This window comes from Neotamlana laminarinivorans (assembly GCF_020523925.1).
Lineage (GTDB): Bacteria > Bacteroidota > Bacteroidia > Flavobacteriales > Flavobacteriaceae > Neotamlana > Neotamlana laminarinivorans.
Window position 1 is genome coordinate 1 of sequence record NZ_JAJAPW010000112.1, and the last position, 255, is coordinate 255.

At 45.9% G+C, this 255-nt stretch carries 1 protein-coding gene; it reads right to left on the minus strand.

Annotated elements, in window-relative coordinates; genetic code table 11:
- On the minus strand, positions 1-255 hold a 255-nt coding region (locus tag LG649_RS16250; RefSeq protein ID WP_262904517.1), incomplete at both ends, for a cadherin-like domain-containing protein.

A 255-nucleotide genomic window follows, 5' to 3' on the forward strand; every position in this document is an offset into this window, starting at 1 on the left:
TGCTCGCCCCACTGGTGATAGTTATCGTGCCGGTGCTTGGACCATCGCCGCCAAAACTATCGTCGTCTAATACTACAATGTTTACTGTATCGTCTTCATCTACACTTGCCGTATCGTCCGTCGTGCTAGGTACATCATTTACCGAGTTCACTGTAATATCTACTACTGCTGTTTCACAATCGCCATCCGCATCACAGATCTGATATGTGATTTGATCTGTACCATTGTAATCGCCTGTTGGCGTGTAATCTATCG